Annotated in this window: 13 protein-coding genes; 2 read left to right on the forward strand and 11 right to left on the reverse strand. The window is 65.9% G+C overall.

What is annotated here, in order from left to right; all coding sequences use genetic code 11:
* Positions 1 to 3: 3 nt before the first annotated feature.
* Entirely contained in the window at positions 4 to 1,107 is a 1,104-nt protein-coding gene (locus tag FHT19_RS03525) for an LLM class flavin-dependent oxidoreductase (RefSeq protein WP_169473963.1), read from the reverse strand.
* A gap of 211 nt (positions 1,108 to 1,318) precedes the next feature.
* Here FHT19_RS03525 and FHT19_RS03530 point away from each other — a divergent pair, with 211 nt between their 5' ends.
* Positions 1,319 to 1,969, forward strand: a complete 651-nt coding sequence (locus FHT19_RS03530; protein WP_169473964.1) for a TetR/AcrR family transcriptional regulator — start codon at positions 1,319 to 1,321, stop codon at positions 1,967 to 1,969.
* Here FHT19_RS03530 and FHT19_RS03535 read toward each other — a convergent pair whose 3' ends face one another.
* From FHT19_RS03535 to FHT19_RS03550, 4 genes are all read right to left on the reverse strand, one after another.
* Positions 1,970 to 4,285: a glycoside hydrolase family 3 N-terminal domain-containing protein gene (locus tag FHT19_RS03535; RefSeq protein WP_169473965.1), complete on the reverse strand. Its 2,316-nt coding sequence runs from the start codon at positions 4,283 to 4,285 to the stop codon at positions 1,970 to 1,972.
* 20 nt (positions 4,286 to 4,305) lie between these two features.
* Positions 4,306 to 4,803: a nuclear transport factor 2 family protein gene (locus FHT19_RS03540; RefSeq protein ID WP_248290256.1), complete on the reverse strand. Its 498-nt coding sequence runs from the start codon at positions 4,801 to 4,803 to the stop codon at positions 4,306 to 4,308.
* Between the two features lie 79 nt (positions 4,804 to 4,882).
* Positions 4,883 to 5,272: a DUF6379 domain-containing protein gene (locus tag FHT19_RS03545; protein WP_169473966.1), complete on the reverse strand. Its 390-nt coding sequence runs from the start codon at positions 5,270 to 5,272 to the stop codon at positions 4,883 to 4,885.
* Positions 5,272 to 6,285, reverse strand: a complete 1,014-nt coding sequence (locus tag FHT19_RS03550; RefSeq protein WP_169473967.1) for a TIM barrel protein — start codon at positions 6,283 to 6,285, stop codon at positions 5,272 to 5,274. Before FHT19_RS03550 ends, FHT19_RS03545 begins: the two co-directional genes overlap by 1 nt.
* A 463-nt stretch (positions 6,286 to 6,748) precedes the next feature.
* Here FHT19_RS03550 and FHT19_RS03555 point away from each other — a divergent pair, with 463 nt between their 5' ends.
* Positions 6,749 to 8,995 (forward strand): TonB-dependent receptor, encoded by a 2,247-nt coding sequence (locus FHT19_RS03555; RefSeq protein ID WP_169473968.1) that lies wholly within the window; start codon positions 6,749 to 6,751, stop codon positions 8,993 to 8,995.
* 131 nt (positions 8,996 to 9,126) lie between these two features.
* On the opposite strand, the gene FHT19_RS03560 is transcribed toward FHT19_RS03555, so the two are convergent.
* The 6 genes from FHT19_RS03560 to araD1 all read right to left on the reverse strand — a co-directional run bounded on the left by FHT19_RS03560 (position 9,127) and on the right by araD1 (position 18,231).
* Positions 9,127 to 11,946, reverse strand: a complete 2,820-nt coding sequence (locus FHT19_RS03560) for a TonB-dependent receptor (protein ID WP_169473969.1) — start codon at positions 11,944 to 11,946, stop codon at positions 9,127 to 9,129.
* Positions 11,947 to 12,126: 180 nt separating this feature from the next.
* Positions 12,127 to 13,626, reverse strand: coding sequence for a family 43 glycosylhydrolase (locus tag FHT19_RS03565; protein ID WP_169473970.1), 1,500 nt, complete (start codon positions 13,624 to 13,626; stop codon positions 12,127 to 12,129).
* A 3-nt stretch (positions 13,627 to 13,629) separates the two neighbouring features.
* On the reverse strand, positions 13,630 to 14,682 hold the full coding sequence (locus tag FHT19_RS03570) for an arabinan endo-1,5-alpha-L-arabinosidase (protein ID WP_169473971.1): 1,053 nt from the start codon (positions 14,680 to 14,682) through the stop codon (positions 13,630 to 13,632).
* Positions 14,683 to 14,706: 24 nt separating this feature from the next.
* Positions 14,707 to 16,269 (reverse strand): alpha-L-arabinofuranosidase C-terminal domain-containing protein, encoded by a 1,563-nt coding sequence (locus FHT19_RS03575; RefSeq protein WP_169473972.1) that lies wholly within the window; start codon positions 16,267 to 16,269, stop codon positions 14,707 to 14,709.
* A 32-nt stretch (positions 16,270 to 16,301) separates the two neighbouring features.
* Complete coding sequence (locus FHT19_RS03580; protein WP_168554401.1) at positions 16,302 to 17,228, reverse strand: Gfo/Idh/MocA family oxidoreductase; 927 nt, start codon at positions 17,226 to 17,228, stop codon at positions 16,302 to 16,304.
* A 4-nt stretch (positions 17,229 to 17,232) separates the two neighbouring features.
* Positions 17,233 to 18,231, reverse strand: a complete 999-nt coding sequence (gene araD1, locus FHT19_RS03585; RefSeq protein ID WP_169473973.1) for an AraD1 family protein — start codon at positions 18,229 to 18,231, stop codon at positions 17,233 to 17,235.
* Between the last annotated feature and the right edge of the window lie 10 nt (positions 18,232 to 18,241).

The raw sequence follows: 18,241 nt of genomic DNA on the forward strand, positions 1-18,241 counted from the left end.
TGTTCAAGCCCCCTTCAGCGCGGGCAAGACCTTGCGACCCATGAGGTCCAGCGTCTGGTTGCCCAGGCGCAGCCGTTCCTCGGTCAGCGGGCCGGTAGTGGTGCCGCACAGGACGTTGCCGATGCCGAGTTCGGCGTAGGGCTTGAGATGCTCGATCACCGTTTCGGGCGAGCCGTAAAGGCACCAGGTGCCGATCCAGTCTTCGGTGAGCGCGTTGGGGGTGCGATCGGTCTTGGTGTTGGCTTCGTCGCTTTCGGCGCGCGCGTTGAATTCGGCCTCGCGCTCGATCGCATCCTGATAGGCGCGCAGGATCGTCATCATTTCATCGCGCGCCTGCTCGTCGGTTTCGGCCACGTGCACCAACTGGTAGGTGTGCGTGGTCCACGACAGCGCATCGCGCACGGTCGCCTCGCTGTGCCCGGCTTCGAGCAGCAGGCCCTTGTAGATGTCGAAGTACTTTTTCACATGGGTGAACGGTTCGGTGCCGCCGATCTTGGGCGGGGTGAAGGCCGGGATGAACGCGGGCCAGCCATGCTGTGCGGCGCGGCGCGCGCTGGCTTCCTTCATCGCCACCGGCATGAGGCGGGCATGCTTTTCGCCATAGGGCGCGGGCGTGATGCGCTGGAGCACGCGGCCCTGGTAGGGCCCGTTGTCGATCGTCACGGCCGGATCGTCCATGCGCTTGGCCCACAGCTCTTCGGCAAGGGCCAGGTTGCGCTCTGCCAGGGAGCCGGCTTCTTTGTAGTTGACGTTGAAGCCGATCATTTCCTCGGGCGTGGTGCCCGAACCCACGCCCACCAGCAGCTTGCCCTTGGTCAGGTGATCCAGCACGTTGACGCGCTCGGTAAAACGCACGGGGTGGTGCAGCGGCACCGACACCACCGAAAAGCCGATGTGCATCTGCGGCAGCCGCGCGGCAAGATAGCCGGCCAGGATGAAGCTGTCGCTGGCCACGGGCATGTAGCCGTTGAAGTGGTGGTCGGGCATGAACACCGCTTCAAAACCTTGCGCGGCGGCGTTCTCGGCATGACCGATGAGGTCTGTGATCAGTTGGCCATCTTCGGCCGGGCTCATCGAGCGAGCGTTCAGGAACACGGAAAAGCGCATTTTCTCTCCCCTAAAGGTCCGGGCAGGCGCGTTGATTGTCGGGAAACCAGCTTGCTCCCCGGATCGCGCTGCGGTACTATTTCGAATTAGAACTGCAATTATATTTTGTCCAGCCGGATTCTCGCTTTGCCCCCTGCTGCACTGCGTTTCCCGGCTGTGGGGATGGGCGGGTTGGCGGCGCTGTGCGCTTGGCCAGCAAGAGGATCGGCACTTGGAAGAAGCACATTTGGCACCATCGGTGCGGGTACCCCGGCAGGGCCGCAGCAAGGCGTCCTACGAACGCATGCTGGTTGCGGCCGAGGAACTCCTGGTGACCAAGGGCGGGGAGGCTTTCACCCTGAGCGAGGTGAGCCGTCTGGGCCAGGTTTCGATCGGTTCGATCTATTGCCGGTTCGAAAGCAAGGACGCGCTGGTGCAATCGGTGCAGTTGCGCGTGCTCGACCGCGTGGACACGCGAATGCTCACCCAAGTGGTTGCCGCGCGCGAAGCGGCAGGAAGCCTGGTGGCGATCGTGCCCCTGCTGGTCGAAGCGGTGGCCGAAACGCTGCGCGAACACGCCCCCCTGCTGCGCCCGCTGATGCAGCGGGCAACCCACGATCCGATCGTGGCGCAAACCGGCAAGGCATCCTATGCCAGCACGGCGGCGGCGGTGCGCAGCGCGTTGCTCGCCCATCGGGCCGAAATCCGCCAGGACGATCCCGAGCGCGCGGTCGATTCCTGCTTTCGCGTGCTCTACGCCGCGATCGCGCGCTACCTTGGTTTTGGCTCAGCCAAGGAAGCGGCGTGGGAAGGCCGCTGGGACGTGCTCAAGCAGGACCTGGGCCGCATGCTCGCCGCGTTCCTGATGATGCCATCGGCCTGATCAGGCCGGCCGCCTCACGTCGATGCGCGCCGGGGTGCCGGTGCGGGCCGCCGGCGCGATCCAGAAATCGAACGCGCCGCTGCCCGCCACCACGCGGCAGGCCTGGTCGAGATGGGCGAGCATGGCCGGCGTGATGGCAAACCGCACCGTGCGGGTTTCCCCCGGGGCCAGCGCCAACTTTTCGAACGCGACCAGCTTCTGCACCGGTTGCACCACTTCGCTGGCCACGTCGTGGAGATAGCACTGCGCGACTTCTTCCACCGCGCGGCTGCCGGCGTTGGTCACGCTTGCTGACACCACCACGCCTTCGCCAGCGCGCGCTGCCTGCACCGGGCCATAGCGCACATCACCATACGTCAGCCCGTGGCCGAACGGGTAGAGCGGCGCATCGGACAGCCCGATGAAGTGCGATTTGAACAGTTCATCAGGCGCGCCCGAGGCCGGGCGTCCCGAACGTTCGCGCGCATAGTAATAGGGCTCCTGCCCGGTGGCCTGGGGAAACGTGACCGGCAAGCGCCCCGATGGGCTGACTTTGCCCAGCAGCACCGCCGCCAGGGCATGGCCGGTTTCCGTGCCCAGGAACCATCCCGCCAGCAAAGCGGGCGCCTCTCGCACGGCACCCTTGAGCGCGAGGGCCCGGCCATGGCGCAGCACGACGACGAGCGGCTTGCCCGTGGCGGCCATCGCTTCGGCCAGCGTCTGCTGCGCGGGCGGAATGACGATATCCACGCGCGAGGAACTTTCGCCCGACATGCGCTGGCTTTCGCCCAGGGCGAGGATGACCACGTCGGCATTCTGCGCGGCGGCGCGTGCCGCTTCGATCCCGCCGGGCAGGGCGGCGTCGATCGCGCAACCGGGCACCACGGTCAGCAGGGCGGGATCGGGCAGGGCCGCGCGCAGGCCTTGTTCGAGCGAAACCGGCGGGGCGTCGGGCGTGAACGTGGACCATGGGCCGTGGCAATTGTCCACATCAGGTCCGAACGGGCCGACCAGGGCAATGCGCTGGCCGGCACGGAGCGGCAGGAGACCGCCTTCGTTGCGCAACAGGACGATGGACTTGATCGCCGCCTCGCGCGCCAGTTCGCGGTGCGCCGGCGGGGCCGGGCGCCGGCTGCGCGCAGGATCCAGCCGGCGGAACGGATCGGCAAACAGGCCGGCCACCTGCTTGACCCGCAGCACGCGGCCCACCGCGCGATCGAGCGTGGCCAGGGAAATCGCGCCTTGTGCCACCAGGGCGGGAATGTGCAGCGGAAACAGGCCGCTGACCATGCCCACGTCGCACCCGGCATTGAGCGCCAGGCGCACCGCGTCCGCGCCGTCTTCGGCCTGGCCGTGGGCGATCAGTTCCTCTTCGCTGCGGAAATCGGAAATGACCGCGCCGCCAAAGCCCATCTGGTCGCGCAGGATTTCGGTCAACAGGTGGCGGTTGCCCGTGGCCGGGACGCCATCGACAGTGTTGAACGCGGCCATGACGAGCAGCGCGCCGGCGTCGAATGCGGCCTGGAAAGGCGGCAGGTACACTTCGTGCAGCACCCGTTCCGACAGGGCGTTGCCCTGGTAATCCAGCCCGCTTTCCCCCGCGCCATAGGCGGCAAAGTGCTTGACGCAGGCAAGCAGGCTGTCCGCCGCGCCCAGCTTGCCCTGGAAACCGGCCACGCGCGCCGCAGCAAACAGGCGCGCCAACAGCACATCTTCGCCCGCGCCTTCGACCACGCGGCCCCAGCGCTGGTCGCGGCCCACGTCCACCATCGGGGCAAAGGCCGCATCCAGCCCGCGCGCCGATGCTTCCACCGCGCAGGCCCGCGCAGTGCGGCGCGCCAGTTCGGGGTCGAAACTCGCCGCTTCGGCCAGGGGCACCGGGAACACGGTGCGATCGGAATGGATGATGTCGGCTGCAAACAGCACGGGGATTTTCAGCCGCGATTGCTGCACGGCCGCCTTCTGCCCCAGGATCATGGATTCAACGTCCATCGGCGTCATGATCCAGCCCACGCCGCCTGCGCGGATGCGCGCCAGTTGCTCGGCAAATTGCGCACGTGCCTGTTGCGGCGTAACGGGCGGCACAAAGGGGTTGAACTGCGCCACCGCCGGCTCGGCCTGGCGATAGGACAGCGCGGCTTCCATGTGCAGCTGCCCGGCCTTTTCGGCCACCGTCATGCTCGCCACCAGGGCATCGAGCGCGGCATCGGGGGCCGGCGCGGCTTCAAGCGGACCGGCAAGGGCGGAAACGGCCCCGGTCACCAGCGCTGCGGCCAGGAACTGGCGGCGATCGATGACGGCCGACGCCGGCAGGAGCGAGGTGGCTTGGCTGGACATGGCGCGGGCTTTCGATCGGGTCAGAACATCGGGTGCGTGTTGGCGGACTGCTCGGGAATCGGCTGTATCACGTCCCAATGCTCCACGATCTTGCCGTCTTTGAGGCGATAGAAATCGGCCACGGCCGCGCCGCGCGCTGCCGGATCTGGTTTGACGAAGATGTGCACCGCGGCCAGATCGCCGTCCACCACAATGTGCCGAATGGCAAAGCTGTGGCCGCGATCGGCAAACATCGGGGCCAGCATGGTGATCGCTGCATCTCGTCCATCGGCAAGGCCGGGATTGTGCTGGATGTAATCGGGCGCGACATAAGTTTCGAACGCCGATCGCACCTGGCGCAGGGTGTAGAAGCGGTGGGCGAAATCGGTGATGATCGCGCGGTTGCGCGCGGTTTCGCGCGCGTGCTGGCCGCTGTCGTGGTGCGGGTTGGGCGCGGGCCGCCCCCAAGCGATGATCGGCCCGGCGGCACCAGACACCGCCAGCGCCAAGGCCAGCGCCGGCTTGAGAATATGGCTCACGCTTGCTCTCCCGTTCGCGGTCTCGTCGTTCGGGCAATGCCGGCGCGCCGGGGTGCCGCAGGCCCCGGCGCGCGCATGGTCAGGCGGCGCTGACGGTCTTTTCGTCGGTGTTGAACGCGGGGAAGGGCAGGTACGAAACCCGCAGCTTCTGGCGCAGGCCCAGCTTGTGCTCGCCCGTGCCCAGTCCGCCGGGGTGGCTGACCAGGATCGTGGCAGGCGTGCCGAACGCCCAGCGCCGGTCATAGGCGGTTTCCATGGCATCGAGCGCGATCGGCCCCGCGCCTTCATCGAACTGCAAGGCATCGCGCGGCAGTTCGGTACCGTCGAGCGTGACGGCGAGTTCTTCGATCATCGAAAGGGTCAGGCCACGGTAATAACCCAGCTTGGCTTCAAAGGCGAAGCCGGTGGGGGCATCGGCCGGGCCGGTGTTGCGCACGGTGGCCGGGTCGATCAGGTACTTGTCGAACATCACACGGTCTCCTTGGCGCCATACTTGGCTTCGGCCTGGCTGATCAGCCGTTCGAACATCACATGCTGGCGCCGGACCTGCTCGCGGCTGTCCACTTCGTGCACGTCCTGGATCCAGCGATTGCCTTCGTATTCGCTCGAAAGCGTACCTTCCCAACCGCACTTGACCAGTTCGGGAATCACTTCGTCATAGGCGATGGCAGGATCGGTGCAGTCCTCGTTCATTTCATAGAACTTGGCCTGGATGTGGCGGAAATAGGGGGCATAGTCGCCGATGCGCTTGGGATTGGCGAACGGCGCATGGCGCAGGGTTTCGGCCATGGCCACTTCGGCCTTGTTGCCGCCCATCTTCACCGCCACTTCATAGATCGTGTATTCGCACATGATCTTGGCTTCGTGCTGGTCGACGATGAACTGCGCCACTTCGGGCCGGGCGCCCTGGCGTTCGAACCGCGCGCGGAAGGCGGGCGGGTAGTGCTTCATGAAGATGCCCATGTCGGGCAGGATGCCGAGATGGCGCGTGCCCAGGCGATCGGCCTCTTCGATCGTGCGCAGGATCCAGGCATGTTCGAGGTGCCAGGGCGCGTGGACTTCCACGCCCAGGTGCACGTCGTACTGTTCGGCAAACGGCACGCAGCGGGCCAGGATATCGGGGCGCACGAAGACCAGCACGCGCATGTTGCGAATGCCCAGCCGGCTGGCCAGCTTGATATCTCGCACGATGCTGTCCACCTGCTCGTCATCGCTCAGCAGGCTGTCCTTGCGCAGCTTGGTGTCGAGGAACATGTCATAGCAGGTGAAATGCGCGCCGTGCCGGGCAAGCATGTCCTGCCAGCGCGCCACATCGGCGTCGGTCACGTTGGGGAATTCGGGCATGTTCTGCTCAGGCAGAATCTCGATGCCGTTGGCCCCGATGGAACTGGCAAAGGCAACGCAGTCTTCAACCGACATGCGACCCAGGAAGAGCTCTTCCTGGAAGGAATAGAGGCTTACGCCCCGCTGGATTTTGGACATGGCTTTCATGGCTCCGTCAGGAGAGGCGGCCGGCGCGGGGTGCACGCCGGGGATGCGAAAGGAATGGGAAGAGCGGCAAGGCCCGCGGCGCCATGAAAGCGCCGACGCTCACGCGCGCAGAGCCCGCAGCGCGGCTGCCGGCCCTTGGTGCGCCCGATGTGGCGATGGCTGCGATCATGGCTCTCCCCCCAAGCGCGGCAGGTTGAATATCCTGCTGCAGATGGTTTGCTAAAAATAGAATTATGGTTCGTATTGTTTGCGGTATTGCCGCAAGGCGCGGCGCTGTCAAGCGGCCGCGTTCGGCAGGCCGCAAAGGCCCCTCGGCCTGGGCACAAGTGTCAGTTTGTAGTGAGCATTCCAAATAGGCTTGACCAGCCCGGTTCGCCGCGATAATCAGAACGAGCATTTTGATTCAAAAGCAGCGAGTCGTGTTCTCGCTGCAACGATTGGGGAGGAAAATCGGATGAACCGCTTCATCGCGGCGCTGTTGATCGGCGCGAGCATGCCCGCCATCGCCACCGTTGCCCATGCCCAGGACGGCGCCACGCCGCAGCCCGCCGCTGCGCAGGGCGCGCAGGCCGAACCCAATGCGGGTGGCCTTGCCGAAATCGTGGTGACCGCCAACCGCGCGGAAAGTTCTGCCCAGAAGACCGCCGTTGCGCTGACCGTCTACACCGGCGCCGATCTGGCGCAGAAGGGCATCAGCAACGTCCAGTCGCTGGCCACCATGGACCCCAGCGTCAACGTCACCAGCAGCACCGGCGCAGCCTATGTGGCCGTGCGCGGCATTGCATCGACCGACGTGACCGAAATTGGCGATCCTTCGGTGCCGATCGCCCGCGACGGGTTCTACACCAACCGCTCGTTCTCCATCGGCACGTCGATGTACGACATCGCCCGCGTCGAAGTGCTCAAGGGCCCGCAAGGCACGCTCAACGGGCGCAATTCCACCGGCGGCCTGATCTCGCTGATCACCAACCGGCCCAGCGACACGGCCGGCGCCTATGGTTCGTTCGAAGTGGGCAACTACCGCGCGCTCAACGTGGAAGCGGGTGGCAACGTGCCGCTGACCGATACCCTGGCCGTGCGCTTCTCGGGCATCCATCGCCAGCACGACGGCTATCGCCACCTCACCGGCATCAACATCGACGGCGACGATGAAAACACCTCGTCGGGCCGTGTGCAGGTGCAGTGGAAGCCCACCACCAACGTCAAGCTCTGGGCTTCCTACCAGCATGACGATATCAACAACGTGGGTGACGTCGCGCTGGTCTCCGCGCCGCTCGGCACGCGGCCCAGCTTTGGCGATGCCAAGAGCTTCCCCAACCAGGCCGCCACGTCCAACCGCGTGAAGGGTGACCGGGTGCGCTGGGAAGGCACCGTGTCCGATATCCTGGGTGACCTGTCGCTGACCTACGCCGGTGGCTGGGACAAGCAGACCTGGAACCACAAGCTTGATGCGACGGGCCCGGCCTATCCGGCGATCCGCAACTTCCTGCAGAACGAATCGCCCACGACGTGGAACCACGAAGTGCGTCTGTCGAACGGGCAGAACAATCCGCTGTTCTTCCAGGTTGGCCTGTTCCACTTCCAGGAAACCAACACGATCGATTCGGGTATCTACAACCTAGCGATGACCGGTGACTACGCAACCGGCGGCCCGCTCTCGTTCCTCGATTTCTCGAACACGTACGGCATCCACTTCAACTACCACGTCAAGACCAAGTCCGACGCTGTGTTCGGCCAGGTGGCCTACAAGCTGAACGACCAGTGGAAGCTGACGGTGGGCGGCCGCTATACCCGCGACGAAAAGGTGCGCACTGGCGGAGCGGCGCTCAACTATCCGGCGCTGGCGTTCCCCGAATGGGGCTTCGTGTTCCCCTTCACCACCGGGTACACCGATGGCGCGGGCCGCATGACCAAGTCGCAGCCGACCTGGCACGTGGGCCTGGACTACACCCCGGCCACCAACTCGCTGGTCTATGCCAAATACGATCGCGGCTACAAGTCGGGCGGGTTCAACTCCAACGGTTCGGCCGCATCGATCCCCTATGGCCCCGAAACGCTCGACGCGTTCGAAGTGGGCACCAAGAACCGCTTCATGGGCAACCGCCTGCAACTCAACGCGGCCGCGTTCTACTTCAACTATCGCGGCTACCAGGCCTCGCAGACCGCGGACTCGCTCAACGGCGCGGCCGGGACGTTCAACGTCGGTTCGGCCAAGATCTATGGCGCCGAATTGCAGGCCGTGGCCCTGTTCGGTGCAGGCGGGCGGATCGATTTCAACGCGGCCTGGCTGCACACCCGCTTTGGCGACAACATCACCGTCAACGATGGTGGCGGCACGGCGCAGAACATCGGTGGCAACCAGCTCCCCAACGCGCCCAAGCTTTCCGCATCGGGCGGCATCGAATATGCGATCCCGGCCTTTGGCGGCACGCTGACCCCGCGCGCGGATGCCAAGTACAGCTCGTCGTTCTACTATTCGGTGTTCAACACCTACGACACCCAGTCGCGCCCCTACGTCACGGGCAACCTTTCGCTGCAATATGCGCCCGACGGCGGCGCCTGGAACATCCAGGCCTTCGTGCGCAACGTGGGCGACAAGGTGGTGCTGGCCAACGGTGTGCAGAACTTCAACTCGCGCACCAACACCTATCAGTTCCAGCCGCCGCGCACCTATGGCGTGCGCTTTGGCTTCAAGATCTGATCGGCTGACACGAAAAGGCCAGTCCGGGGCAAGCCGGACTGGCCTTGGAGTGCGGCATGGGGCCGGGACAGCGGCCCCATGCCAGCGTGAGAGAGTTGGCGACGCCGGGAGGAACGGCGCCGCCGGAGGGATCAATCGAACTTGAAGCGCGCGCCCAGGGCAAACGTGCGCGGACGCAAGGTGGAGCCCAGGTTGAACTGGTCCTGGTTCCCGGCGTTGCCGTACTTGTAGTAGTTCTGCTGCATCTCGCTGGTCAGGTTGACGGCATCGAACGTGATGCCGATGCGGTTGTTGACGTTGAGTGTCAGCTGGAAATCCAGGCTCTTTTCCGGGCGGAACCACACACCGATGGGGTTGGCGAACAGCCGCGCTTCGTTGTTGTGCAGGAAGGCCTGGCGCCAGATGTAAGACAGGCGGGCCGAGATCGGACCCTTGTCGTAAGCCAGCGTGGCATTGTACGAGAACTTCGAGACGTTGAAGAACTGCGACTGCGTTTGCGTGATATTGCCGGCCGCGTCGCTTTCGGGAATGTTCTGCTTGGAATCGAGCACGGTGGCGCTGCCGGTCAGGCCCAGGCCGTTGAGCGGACCCGGCAGGAAATGCGGGAACCAGGTCAGGCCCACTTCCACGCCCTTGAGCACGCCGTCCGAGGCATTGACCGGGCGGCTGATCACGAAATGGTCGGTCGCGCCGGCGGTGATGCCGTTGTTGGGAATGTATTCCAGCGCCGAAAGCGGCACGACGAGGCCATCGATTTCGCGGCGGAAACCGGTGACGTAGATCGCGCTGTCGCGGTCGAAGTACCATTCGACCGCCGCGTCGAAATTGCGCGAATGGGTCGGGCGCAGGGCCGCATTGCCGGCAACGCCGCTGCCATAGCCCACGTTGGTGAGATCGCCGGTGAGGGTGGGGTTGGGGTTGAGATCGGAAAAGTTCGGGCGGCGCAGCGTTTCGCCATAGTTGAAGCGCAGGCGCAGCTTGTCGGTCACGTCAAAGCGCGCAGTGAACGAGGGCAGGAAGCGTTCCGCCCCCACCGAACCACGCACCGGCAGGCCCTTGTTGGCGCCGAACGTGGCCATGAACACCGTGTCCGTGTCCACCGTGACAAAGCGTACGCCCGCTTCCAGGCGCAGCGGCCGGCCGAACAAGTCGATCTGGCCGTCGGCCTGGACATAGGCCGCCATGGTGCGCTCGTCGATGTCGAACACATGGTCGAGCGAGAGCTTGTCTGACGTGGGCATGCCATAGAGACCGCGCACGGTATCGGCGTTGTCGTTCAGCCACCAGCCGCTGGGCAGAGTCCAGCTGGTCGGCACGCTGGCGCGGCCATCGAAGAAGTTGCTGTTGGTAAACAGCGCTTCGCTGGGCAGGGTGGACAGGTTCCGGCCCAGGCCGTTGGCGCTGGCGGTGCGGCTGTAGCTGGAGGCCTTGCGATCGTCATAGCGCATCCCCACTTTGATCTGGCGCAGGAAGCCGCTGTCCCAGGTGTAATGCCCATCAAGCGTCAGCGTGATCGCATTGCCGCTGGTCTTGCCGGCATTGTCGTAAAGCTGCGCGACGTTCCACTGCGTGGGGTCGGTCAGCAGCGCGTCGTCGTTGAAGTGATAGGACGCGACGCCGCCGCCGGCATTGAAATCGGCCGTGATCTGCTTGGCCACGCGATCGGTGCGCATGGCGATGAACGTGGTTTCATTCGTGCTGGTCTGATAGGCGACATCGGCAACGATGCCCCCGCGATTGCCCAGGTCCCACTTGCCGTTCAACGCATAGACATAGCTGTCGGTGCGGTTGGTGGTGAAATCGGCGCTGTTGAAGCCATAGACATCGTCCACCGTGCGCGACTTGACGATGTTGGTGCCGTCATAGAGCGAGACCGGCCCGGGATTGCCCCACCAATCGACGAAGCTGAACATCAGGCTGTTGAACGTCTCGCCCCGGAAGCCGGCGTAGAACGCTTCGGCGGTATAGGTCGAGCTGGGGTTGGGCGACCACTGCAGCGCGATATTGGCCGAGGGCCGCTCCCGCTTGCCATAGAGGTCGGAGCTGAACACCGCGTCGCGGCTCAGGTAATAGGGCGTGGCCACGCCGTTGATATTGAGCGTGGAGCCGGGCGCCGTTGGCAGGCCGGCATTGAGGCCCGGCGTCCAGTTCACGTTGTCGTCGCCCGGGAAAATGCGTTCGAGCGGCGATAGGCCCGAGCCGGCGGGCGGCGTTTCGGTGGCAAAGGGCACCAGCGCGCCGGCAGTGACCGACATGGTGCGGTACTTGCTGCGGCTCCAGCTCCCGTTGACCAGGATGCCCACGTCGCCGATCCCGGTTTCCCAGCGATCCGACACCAGCAGCGCCACGTTGGGGTTATAGCTGTTGGCCTGCTCGTCATAGATCCCGCGCACCAGGCCCGAGATGGTGAAGCCCTTGAAATCGAACGGGCGCCGGGTCTTCACGTCGATCTGGCCAGCCAGGCCCGTCTCGATCTGGTCGGCCGAGCGGGTCTTGTAGACATCGACCTGGCGGATGAGGTTGGCCGAAATATCCTGGAGCGCGAACGATTGGCCCGCGGCGGTAAAGATGTTGCGGCCGTTGAGCGTGGTGAGCGGATCGGCCAGGCCGCGGATGGTCACGGTGCCGGCTTCGCCGCTGGCGCGGTCGGTCACCTGGATGCCGGTCACGCGCTGCAGGGCTTCGATCACGTTGTTGTCGGGCAGCTTGCCCACGTCTTCGGCGACGATGGAATCGATGATCTGCGTAGCCTGCTTGCGCACGTTGACCGCACCCACGATCGAGGCACGCACGCCGCTGACCACGATGGCACCGGCGACATCGCTGTCCGCCTGTGCATCGCTGGGCGTGGTCGGTGCTGCGGCGGGGGCGGCGTCTTGCGCGTGCGCAACGCTGCCCAAGGTGAGGGCCAGCACCGAAGCGGACGCGCATACAAATGTTCTGATTGCCATGAAACACCCTCCCTGGTGGGCGGGCTGGTTGCCTCGCCCGATTTAGTCGGAGTATTTATTACTCCGACTAATTCATGGCAAGAGATATTTTGTCAGCCGTGGCAACATTCAGAATAGGCTCTAGCACCAAGGCGGCGGCGCAAACCGGCCGCGACCTTGGCGATATTCTGGTCTGACAAATCAGTTGAGCGTCCACAGGCAGATGCGCGCATGGCGCGGCGCCAGGCGCAATGCCTGCCCTTGCGCCGCAAGGGCCTGGCCCGGCACGGCCAGCGAGTCGAAGCGCCACTTGCCCTGCGGCAGTGCCACTGCGTGAAACAGCGCGGTGGGCGGAACTGCCTGGCCCGGCGCCAGCTCTACCAGTGTGGCGCTGCCGTCGCGTGCCACGGCCAATGCGGCATGGGGGCGCAGGATCGGCATTAGGCACACCGCGCCGGCCTGGCCGGGCAGGGGCGCCGTGCCCGGCGCCAGTTCGTTGAGCAGCGCGGGCAGGGGCACCTGGCGGAACTGGGTTTGCGCAAGGGGCGCGGTGCCCACCGCCACGCCGCCATCGCCGTGCAACAGGAAGCGGCCCGGCGCGCCGGCCGGCACCAGCCGATCGGGCAGGGCGCCGTTGCCCACCGGCACGCCGAAATCGGGCGTGCCATCGGCGTGGTAGTAAAGGCGTTGCACGCGGGTGTGGCGGTTGGGATCGAACAGCGGATCGCCCGTGATCGCGGCATAGTCGCGGCCGTGGTAGACCAGCATGTCGTGGCCGTGCTCGTCCACGGTGAAGCTGTTGTGCCCTGGCCCATAGACGCTGGTTTGCGGGCACGAGGTGAACACCGGGTGCTGGCTCTTGGCCCAGGCGCGCGGATCCATCAGGTCGGCATCGGTGTCGGCCGTCAACATGCCCAGGCAATAGCGCGCATCGGTGGCCGCCGCCGAATACGTGAGGAACAGGCGCCCGTTGCGGGCCAGCACCGCCGGCGCCTCGTTCACCTTGAAGCCGGGAATTTCCCAATCGAGCGTCGGCACCGACAGCCGCACCGGCGCACGGGCCGGCGTCAGTGCATCGGCCAGGGGCGCGAGGTAGAGATTGGAGTTGGTCTCGATCCCCGGTTCGCGCTGCGCCCAGCAGACATAGCGCACGCCCTTGTGCACGAACAGCGTGGAATCGAGCGTGAAGCTGTCCCACGGCCCCTTGAACTGGCCCAGCAGATGCCAGGTTCCCGTCAGCGGATCGGCATCGCGGCTGGTGAGCACATAAGTGCGGATGTGGAACGGATCGTCGCTGTCACCGGCGGCGAAATAGATATGCCAGGCGCCATCGAACCAATGCAGTTCGGGCGCCCAGATATAGCCGCCCAGCTTGCCGTTCGCGGGCCGGCGCCACACCACGTGCTCGCTGGCCGGATCGGCCAGTCCTGCCAGCGTCGGCGCGCGGCGAATGGCCAGCCGATCGTATTCCGGCACCGATCCCATCATGTAATAGTGGCCATCGCCGTGGCGGAACACCTGGGCGTCGGCGCGCTGGCGCACCAGCGGGTTGCGTGGCGCAGGCAGGGCGCTGGCGTTGCCCCGCCCGGTGCCACGCCCGATGCCCCTTATCGCCGCGTGCGCCGCCATCGGGCTGGCCATCGAAAGGCCGGCCGCGCCCAGGGCAAAGGCGCGGCGGCTCAACACGGGGGTGCGGCCCATGGCTCAATAATCCGCCACGGGCCAGCCATCGGCATCCCAGCGCACCGGCGCCAGGCGCATGGTGGATGCGCCGTTGTTGGCCTTGTCATAGGCGTGATAGACCACGTAGGTCTGCCCGTCCTTGTCGGTGAACGCGCCGGCATGGCCAGGGCCGCGGAAGCGCTGCTGCTCCTGAAGATCGGCGCGCAGGAACACGGTGCCGCCGCCCTGCATCATGTCGCTGCCGTCCTTGCCCAGATAGGGCCCGGTGATCTGCTTGGCGCGGCCGGCCACGGTGTAATACGTGCTTTGCGTGCCCTTGCAGCAATAGTCGTAGCTGGCGAGCAGGAAGTAATACCCGCCGTGCTGGAGGATGAACGGCGCCTCGATCGGGCCGGGTGCGCCGGCCGGGGCTGGGCGGCGGGCAATGCTGTAGGGCAGGGTGCCGGGCGCCGGCTTGCCGGTCTTGGGATCGAGCGGGAACAGCTTGATCCCGGTCCAGAAGCTGCCCAGCGCCAGCCAGTGCCGCCCCTGCGCATCGATCACGAAATTGGGATCGATGGCGTTGAAATCATCCGCCTGGGTCGACATCACGACCAGGCCCTGGTCTTTCCAGCCATAGTCCCTGGCCTTGGGATCGAGCGTCTTGCCGGTGAACAGCCCGATGGCCGAACGGTTCGATCCGAACGTCGAGACCGCATAATACAGCCGGTATTCTCCGTTCACGAACGAGATGTCGGGCGCCCACATCTCGTGCGTGCCCGGCACCGCCTGCTTGGCCCATTCGGGAATGGCCGTGAACAGCGGGCCGGTGGCCGTCCAGTGCCTGAGATCGGTGGACGTGCGCGAGAGGATATAGTGCCCATCGTCACCCGGCACGCCGGTGCCATAGACGTGATAGGTATCGCCTTCGCGGATGATCACCGGATCGTGGGTGGGAACAAGGTCGCCGGTCAACTGGCTGTTGAGCGTTCCGGCAGCCTTTTCGCCCACTTGCTGTGCCACGGCCGGCGCGGCGAGCATCTGGGCGGGAAGGGCCAGGGCGGCGGCTGCCGCCAGCAGGGTTTTCGCGTTCATGCAATCCTCTCCTCTTGCCCGCGCTCAGCGCAGGTCGAGCACCACGACCGACTTGGCCGGCAACGTGACGGTGAGCGTGCCGCCCTGGATGGTCGCGCCGGTGAACGGCGCGGGCTTGACCGCATCGGGTGTGCCAAAGGTGTTGTGCGCGTCCATGGTGGCGGCGGTCACCACCTGCCCGGCGGCGCTGCTGGCGGTCACCCCGTCCAGCTTGACCGTCACCGTGTTGGCCTGGCCCGGATCGCGGTTCGACAAGGCGACGTGGACCACGCCGGCCTTATCGCGCACGGCCGAGCCGCTGACGGCCGGCATGGTGAATTCGTCCTTGGCATACCATGGGCTGGCAATGTCGATCGGCAGCACCGTGGCATCCTGCCACGGCCGATACATCATGAAGACATGATAGGTGGGGGTGAGCACCATCTTCTTGCCTTCGGTCAGGATCATCGCCTGCAGCACGTTGACCATCTGGGCGATCGCCGAAAGCCGCACGCGATCGGCATGGCGGGCAAAGATATCCAGCGTGGTGGAGGCAACCAGCGCATCACGCAACGTATTCTGCTGCAACAGGAAGCCCGGGTGGCTGCCCGGTTCCTGGGCGTACCAGGTGCCCCATTCGTCCACCGCCAGGAACACGCGCTTTTGCGGGTCATACTTGTCCATGATCGCGCTGTGCCGCGTGACCAGTTCGTCCATGCGGCGCGCACCGGCCAGCGTCTCGGCCCAGCCGTGCTCGTCAAAGCCGGTGGCCGTGGCGCGCGGCGGCCAGCCGCCGGGAATGGTGTAATAGTGCAGCGATAGCCCGTCGATTTGGTCGCCAGCCAGGCGCATGACCGTTTCGGTCCAGTTGTAGTCGTCCATGTTCGGGCCCGAGGCGATCTTGAGCACGCGGGTGCCCGCTGGCGCCTTGATGAACGTGGCAAAGCGGCGGGTCTCGTCGGCGGCATATTCGGGGCGCATGCTGCCGCCGCAACCCCACAGCTCGTTGCCGATGCCGAACAGGGGCAGTGCCCAGGCGCCCTTGTGCCCGTTGCGGGCGCGTTCTTCGGCCAGGCTACCGGCCGGTGACGTGATGTATTCCACCCATTCGGCCATTTCGCGCGCCGTGCCATTGCCCACGTTGCCCGAGATATAGGCTTGGGAACCCACTTGGCGCAGCAACTCGAAATATTCGTGCGTGCCTACGGCGTTGGGTTCGGTCACGCCGCCCCAGTTGGTGTTGATCTTGACCGGGCGCTTGGCCTGCGGGCCGATGCCTTCGCGCCAATGATATTCATCGGCAAAGCAACCGCCCGGCCAGCGGATCACCGGCACTTTCAGTTCGCGCAGCGCGCCGATCACGTCGTTGCGGAAGCCGTTGGTGTTGGGGATCGACTTGTCGTTGCCCACCCACAGGCCGCCATAGATGCCGTTACCCAGATGCTCGGCAAACTGCGTAAAGATACGCGCGTCATACGTCGGCCCCGGCTTGTCGGCGTGGAGCGTCGCCGTGGTCGGCTGGCCGGCGGTATCGGCCAGCGCGGGCACAGCAAGGGCGCTCGCTGCCAGCAGTGCAGCGGCAGCGGTGTGGCGAATTGTCTTGATCATCGTGTTCTTGTCCTCTCCCAAAAAGGGGTGGGTCAGTCGAAGAAAGCGTCTGTCACCAGCCGTTTGCCGCGCAAGAATGCGTCAGCTACCAAGGTCAGCGGCGCCAGGTCGACATCGCTGCGGCCGCTGCGGATCAGGGTGGCAAAGCGGGCATAGAGGCCAGGGTATTCGTGGTCCTCGTTGTGTAGCGTCTCGCTCGGCAAGGTCAGCACGGCGCCGCCCTGGGCCAGGCGCAGCGTGCCGGCGTCGGTTTCCACCACGATGTCCCAGCTTTGCGGGCCGGTCTGCCGCCAATCCAGGTCCATGTGGATGGCCGCCCCGGCCGTATCGCGGAAATGCAGGTCTGCAGCGATCGGTGCCGCGCGGTTTTCGGGAATTTCCAGCGTCGCTTCGGACAGGAAGAACGGGCGCGGCAGGATATGGGTGATGATCGAAAGGGCGTTGATGCCCGGATCGAACACGCCCAGCCCGCCTGGCTGCCAGATCCAGGCCTGGCCGGGGTGCCACACGCGCACGTCTTCGCGCCAGATCACTTTCACGCTATCGATGCGCCGCTCCGCCAGCCACGCGCGCGCCGGGGCAACCCCGGCGGCAAAGCGCGAATGCCACGAGGCAAACAGCGTTGCGCCCACGCGATCGGCCTGGTTGGCCAGGGTATGGACTTCCGCCAGCGTCGCGCCCGGCGGCTTTTCCAGGAACACGTGCACGCCCTTGGCCAGGGCTTGCGCCGCCAGGTCATAGCGCACCTGGGGCGGGGTGCAGAGCGCCACGGCATCGACCGCCGGCCCTTGCGCCAGGAGATCGTCCAGGCTGCGATGGTGCGAGATGCCCTCCACGCCGGAATCGCGCGGGCTGACCGTGGCGGCCAGGCTGAACGCCGGGTTTCCGGCAATGGCCGGCAGGTGCTGGTCACGGGCGATCTTGCCCATGCCCACCACGGCAATGCGGATCGGGTCCATCGGCTTAGAGCGCCTTTACCGCAAAGGGCACCGGGCCGGCCGCGGCGCGGGCCAGCGGATTGTGCAGCGGCAGGGCAAAGGGCGCGGCGCTGATTTCAAAGGCATCGCCTTCGCGCGTTGCGATCCCGTCGCTGAACGACAGCGTGGCCGTGCCGAAGAAGTGCACGTGGATGTCGCCCGGGCGGCGGAACAGGCCGTACTTGAAGTGGTGATGCTCCAGGTTGGCCAGGCTGTGCGACATGTTGTCCTCGCCCGAAAGGAACGGCTTTTCCCACAGCGTGGCGCCGTCGCGCAGCACGCGGCTGGTGCCGCGCACGTCGGCCGGCGGGGTGCCCAGCAGCAGTTCGGCGCCAAGGGCTGCCTGGCGCAGCTTGGAATGGGCCAGCCACAGGTAGTTGTGGCGCTCGGTCACGTGGTCGGAAAACTCGTTGGCCAGGGCCAGGCCCAGGCGCCAGGGCGTGCCGTCCTCGCCGATCAGGTAGATGCCGGCCAGTTCCGGTTCCTCGCCGCCATCCTTGGCAAAGGCGGGCATGGTCAGCGGCTGGCCGGGGCCGACGAGCTGCGTGCCATCCCCCTTGTAGAACCATTCCGGTTGCTGCCCTTCGGCGCCCGGCGCGGGCTTGCCGCCTTCCAGCCCTTCCAGGAACATGCGCATGGAATCGGTCTGCTTTTCCGCCTGGGCGGCATCGCGGTGCATCTTGTCGCGCCCTTCGGCCGAACCAAGATGGGTCAGGCCCGTGCCGGTCAGCCAGACACGCGCCGTGTCGCTGTGGTCGATCGCGGGCAGCAGGGTGCCGGCGGCAAGCTCGGCCGCGATGTCCACGCTCTGGCTGCTGGCGCGGGCTGCGGCAGCTTCGGCCAGGCTCTGCCCGGCGGCGATGGCGGCCTGCGCCAGTTCGCGCACGGTGGCGGGCTGTTCCAGGAACACGGCGGTGTCATCGGTGGCCAGGATCACGCGGCGCACGCCATCGGCGCTGCGGTGTTGAAGAAGGCGGGTTGCCATGGATCGGATG

Origin of the sequence: Novosphingobium sp. SG919, assembly GCF_012932495.1 — a bacterium.
Classification (GTDB): Bacteria; Pseudomonadota; Alphaproteobacteria; order Sphingomonadales; family Sphingomonadaceae; genus Novosphingobium; species Novosphingobium rhizosphaerae.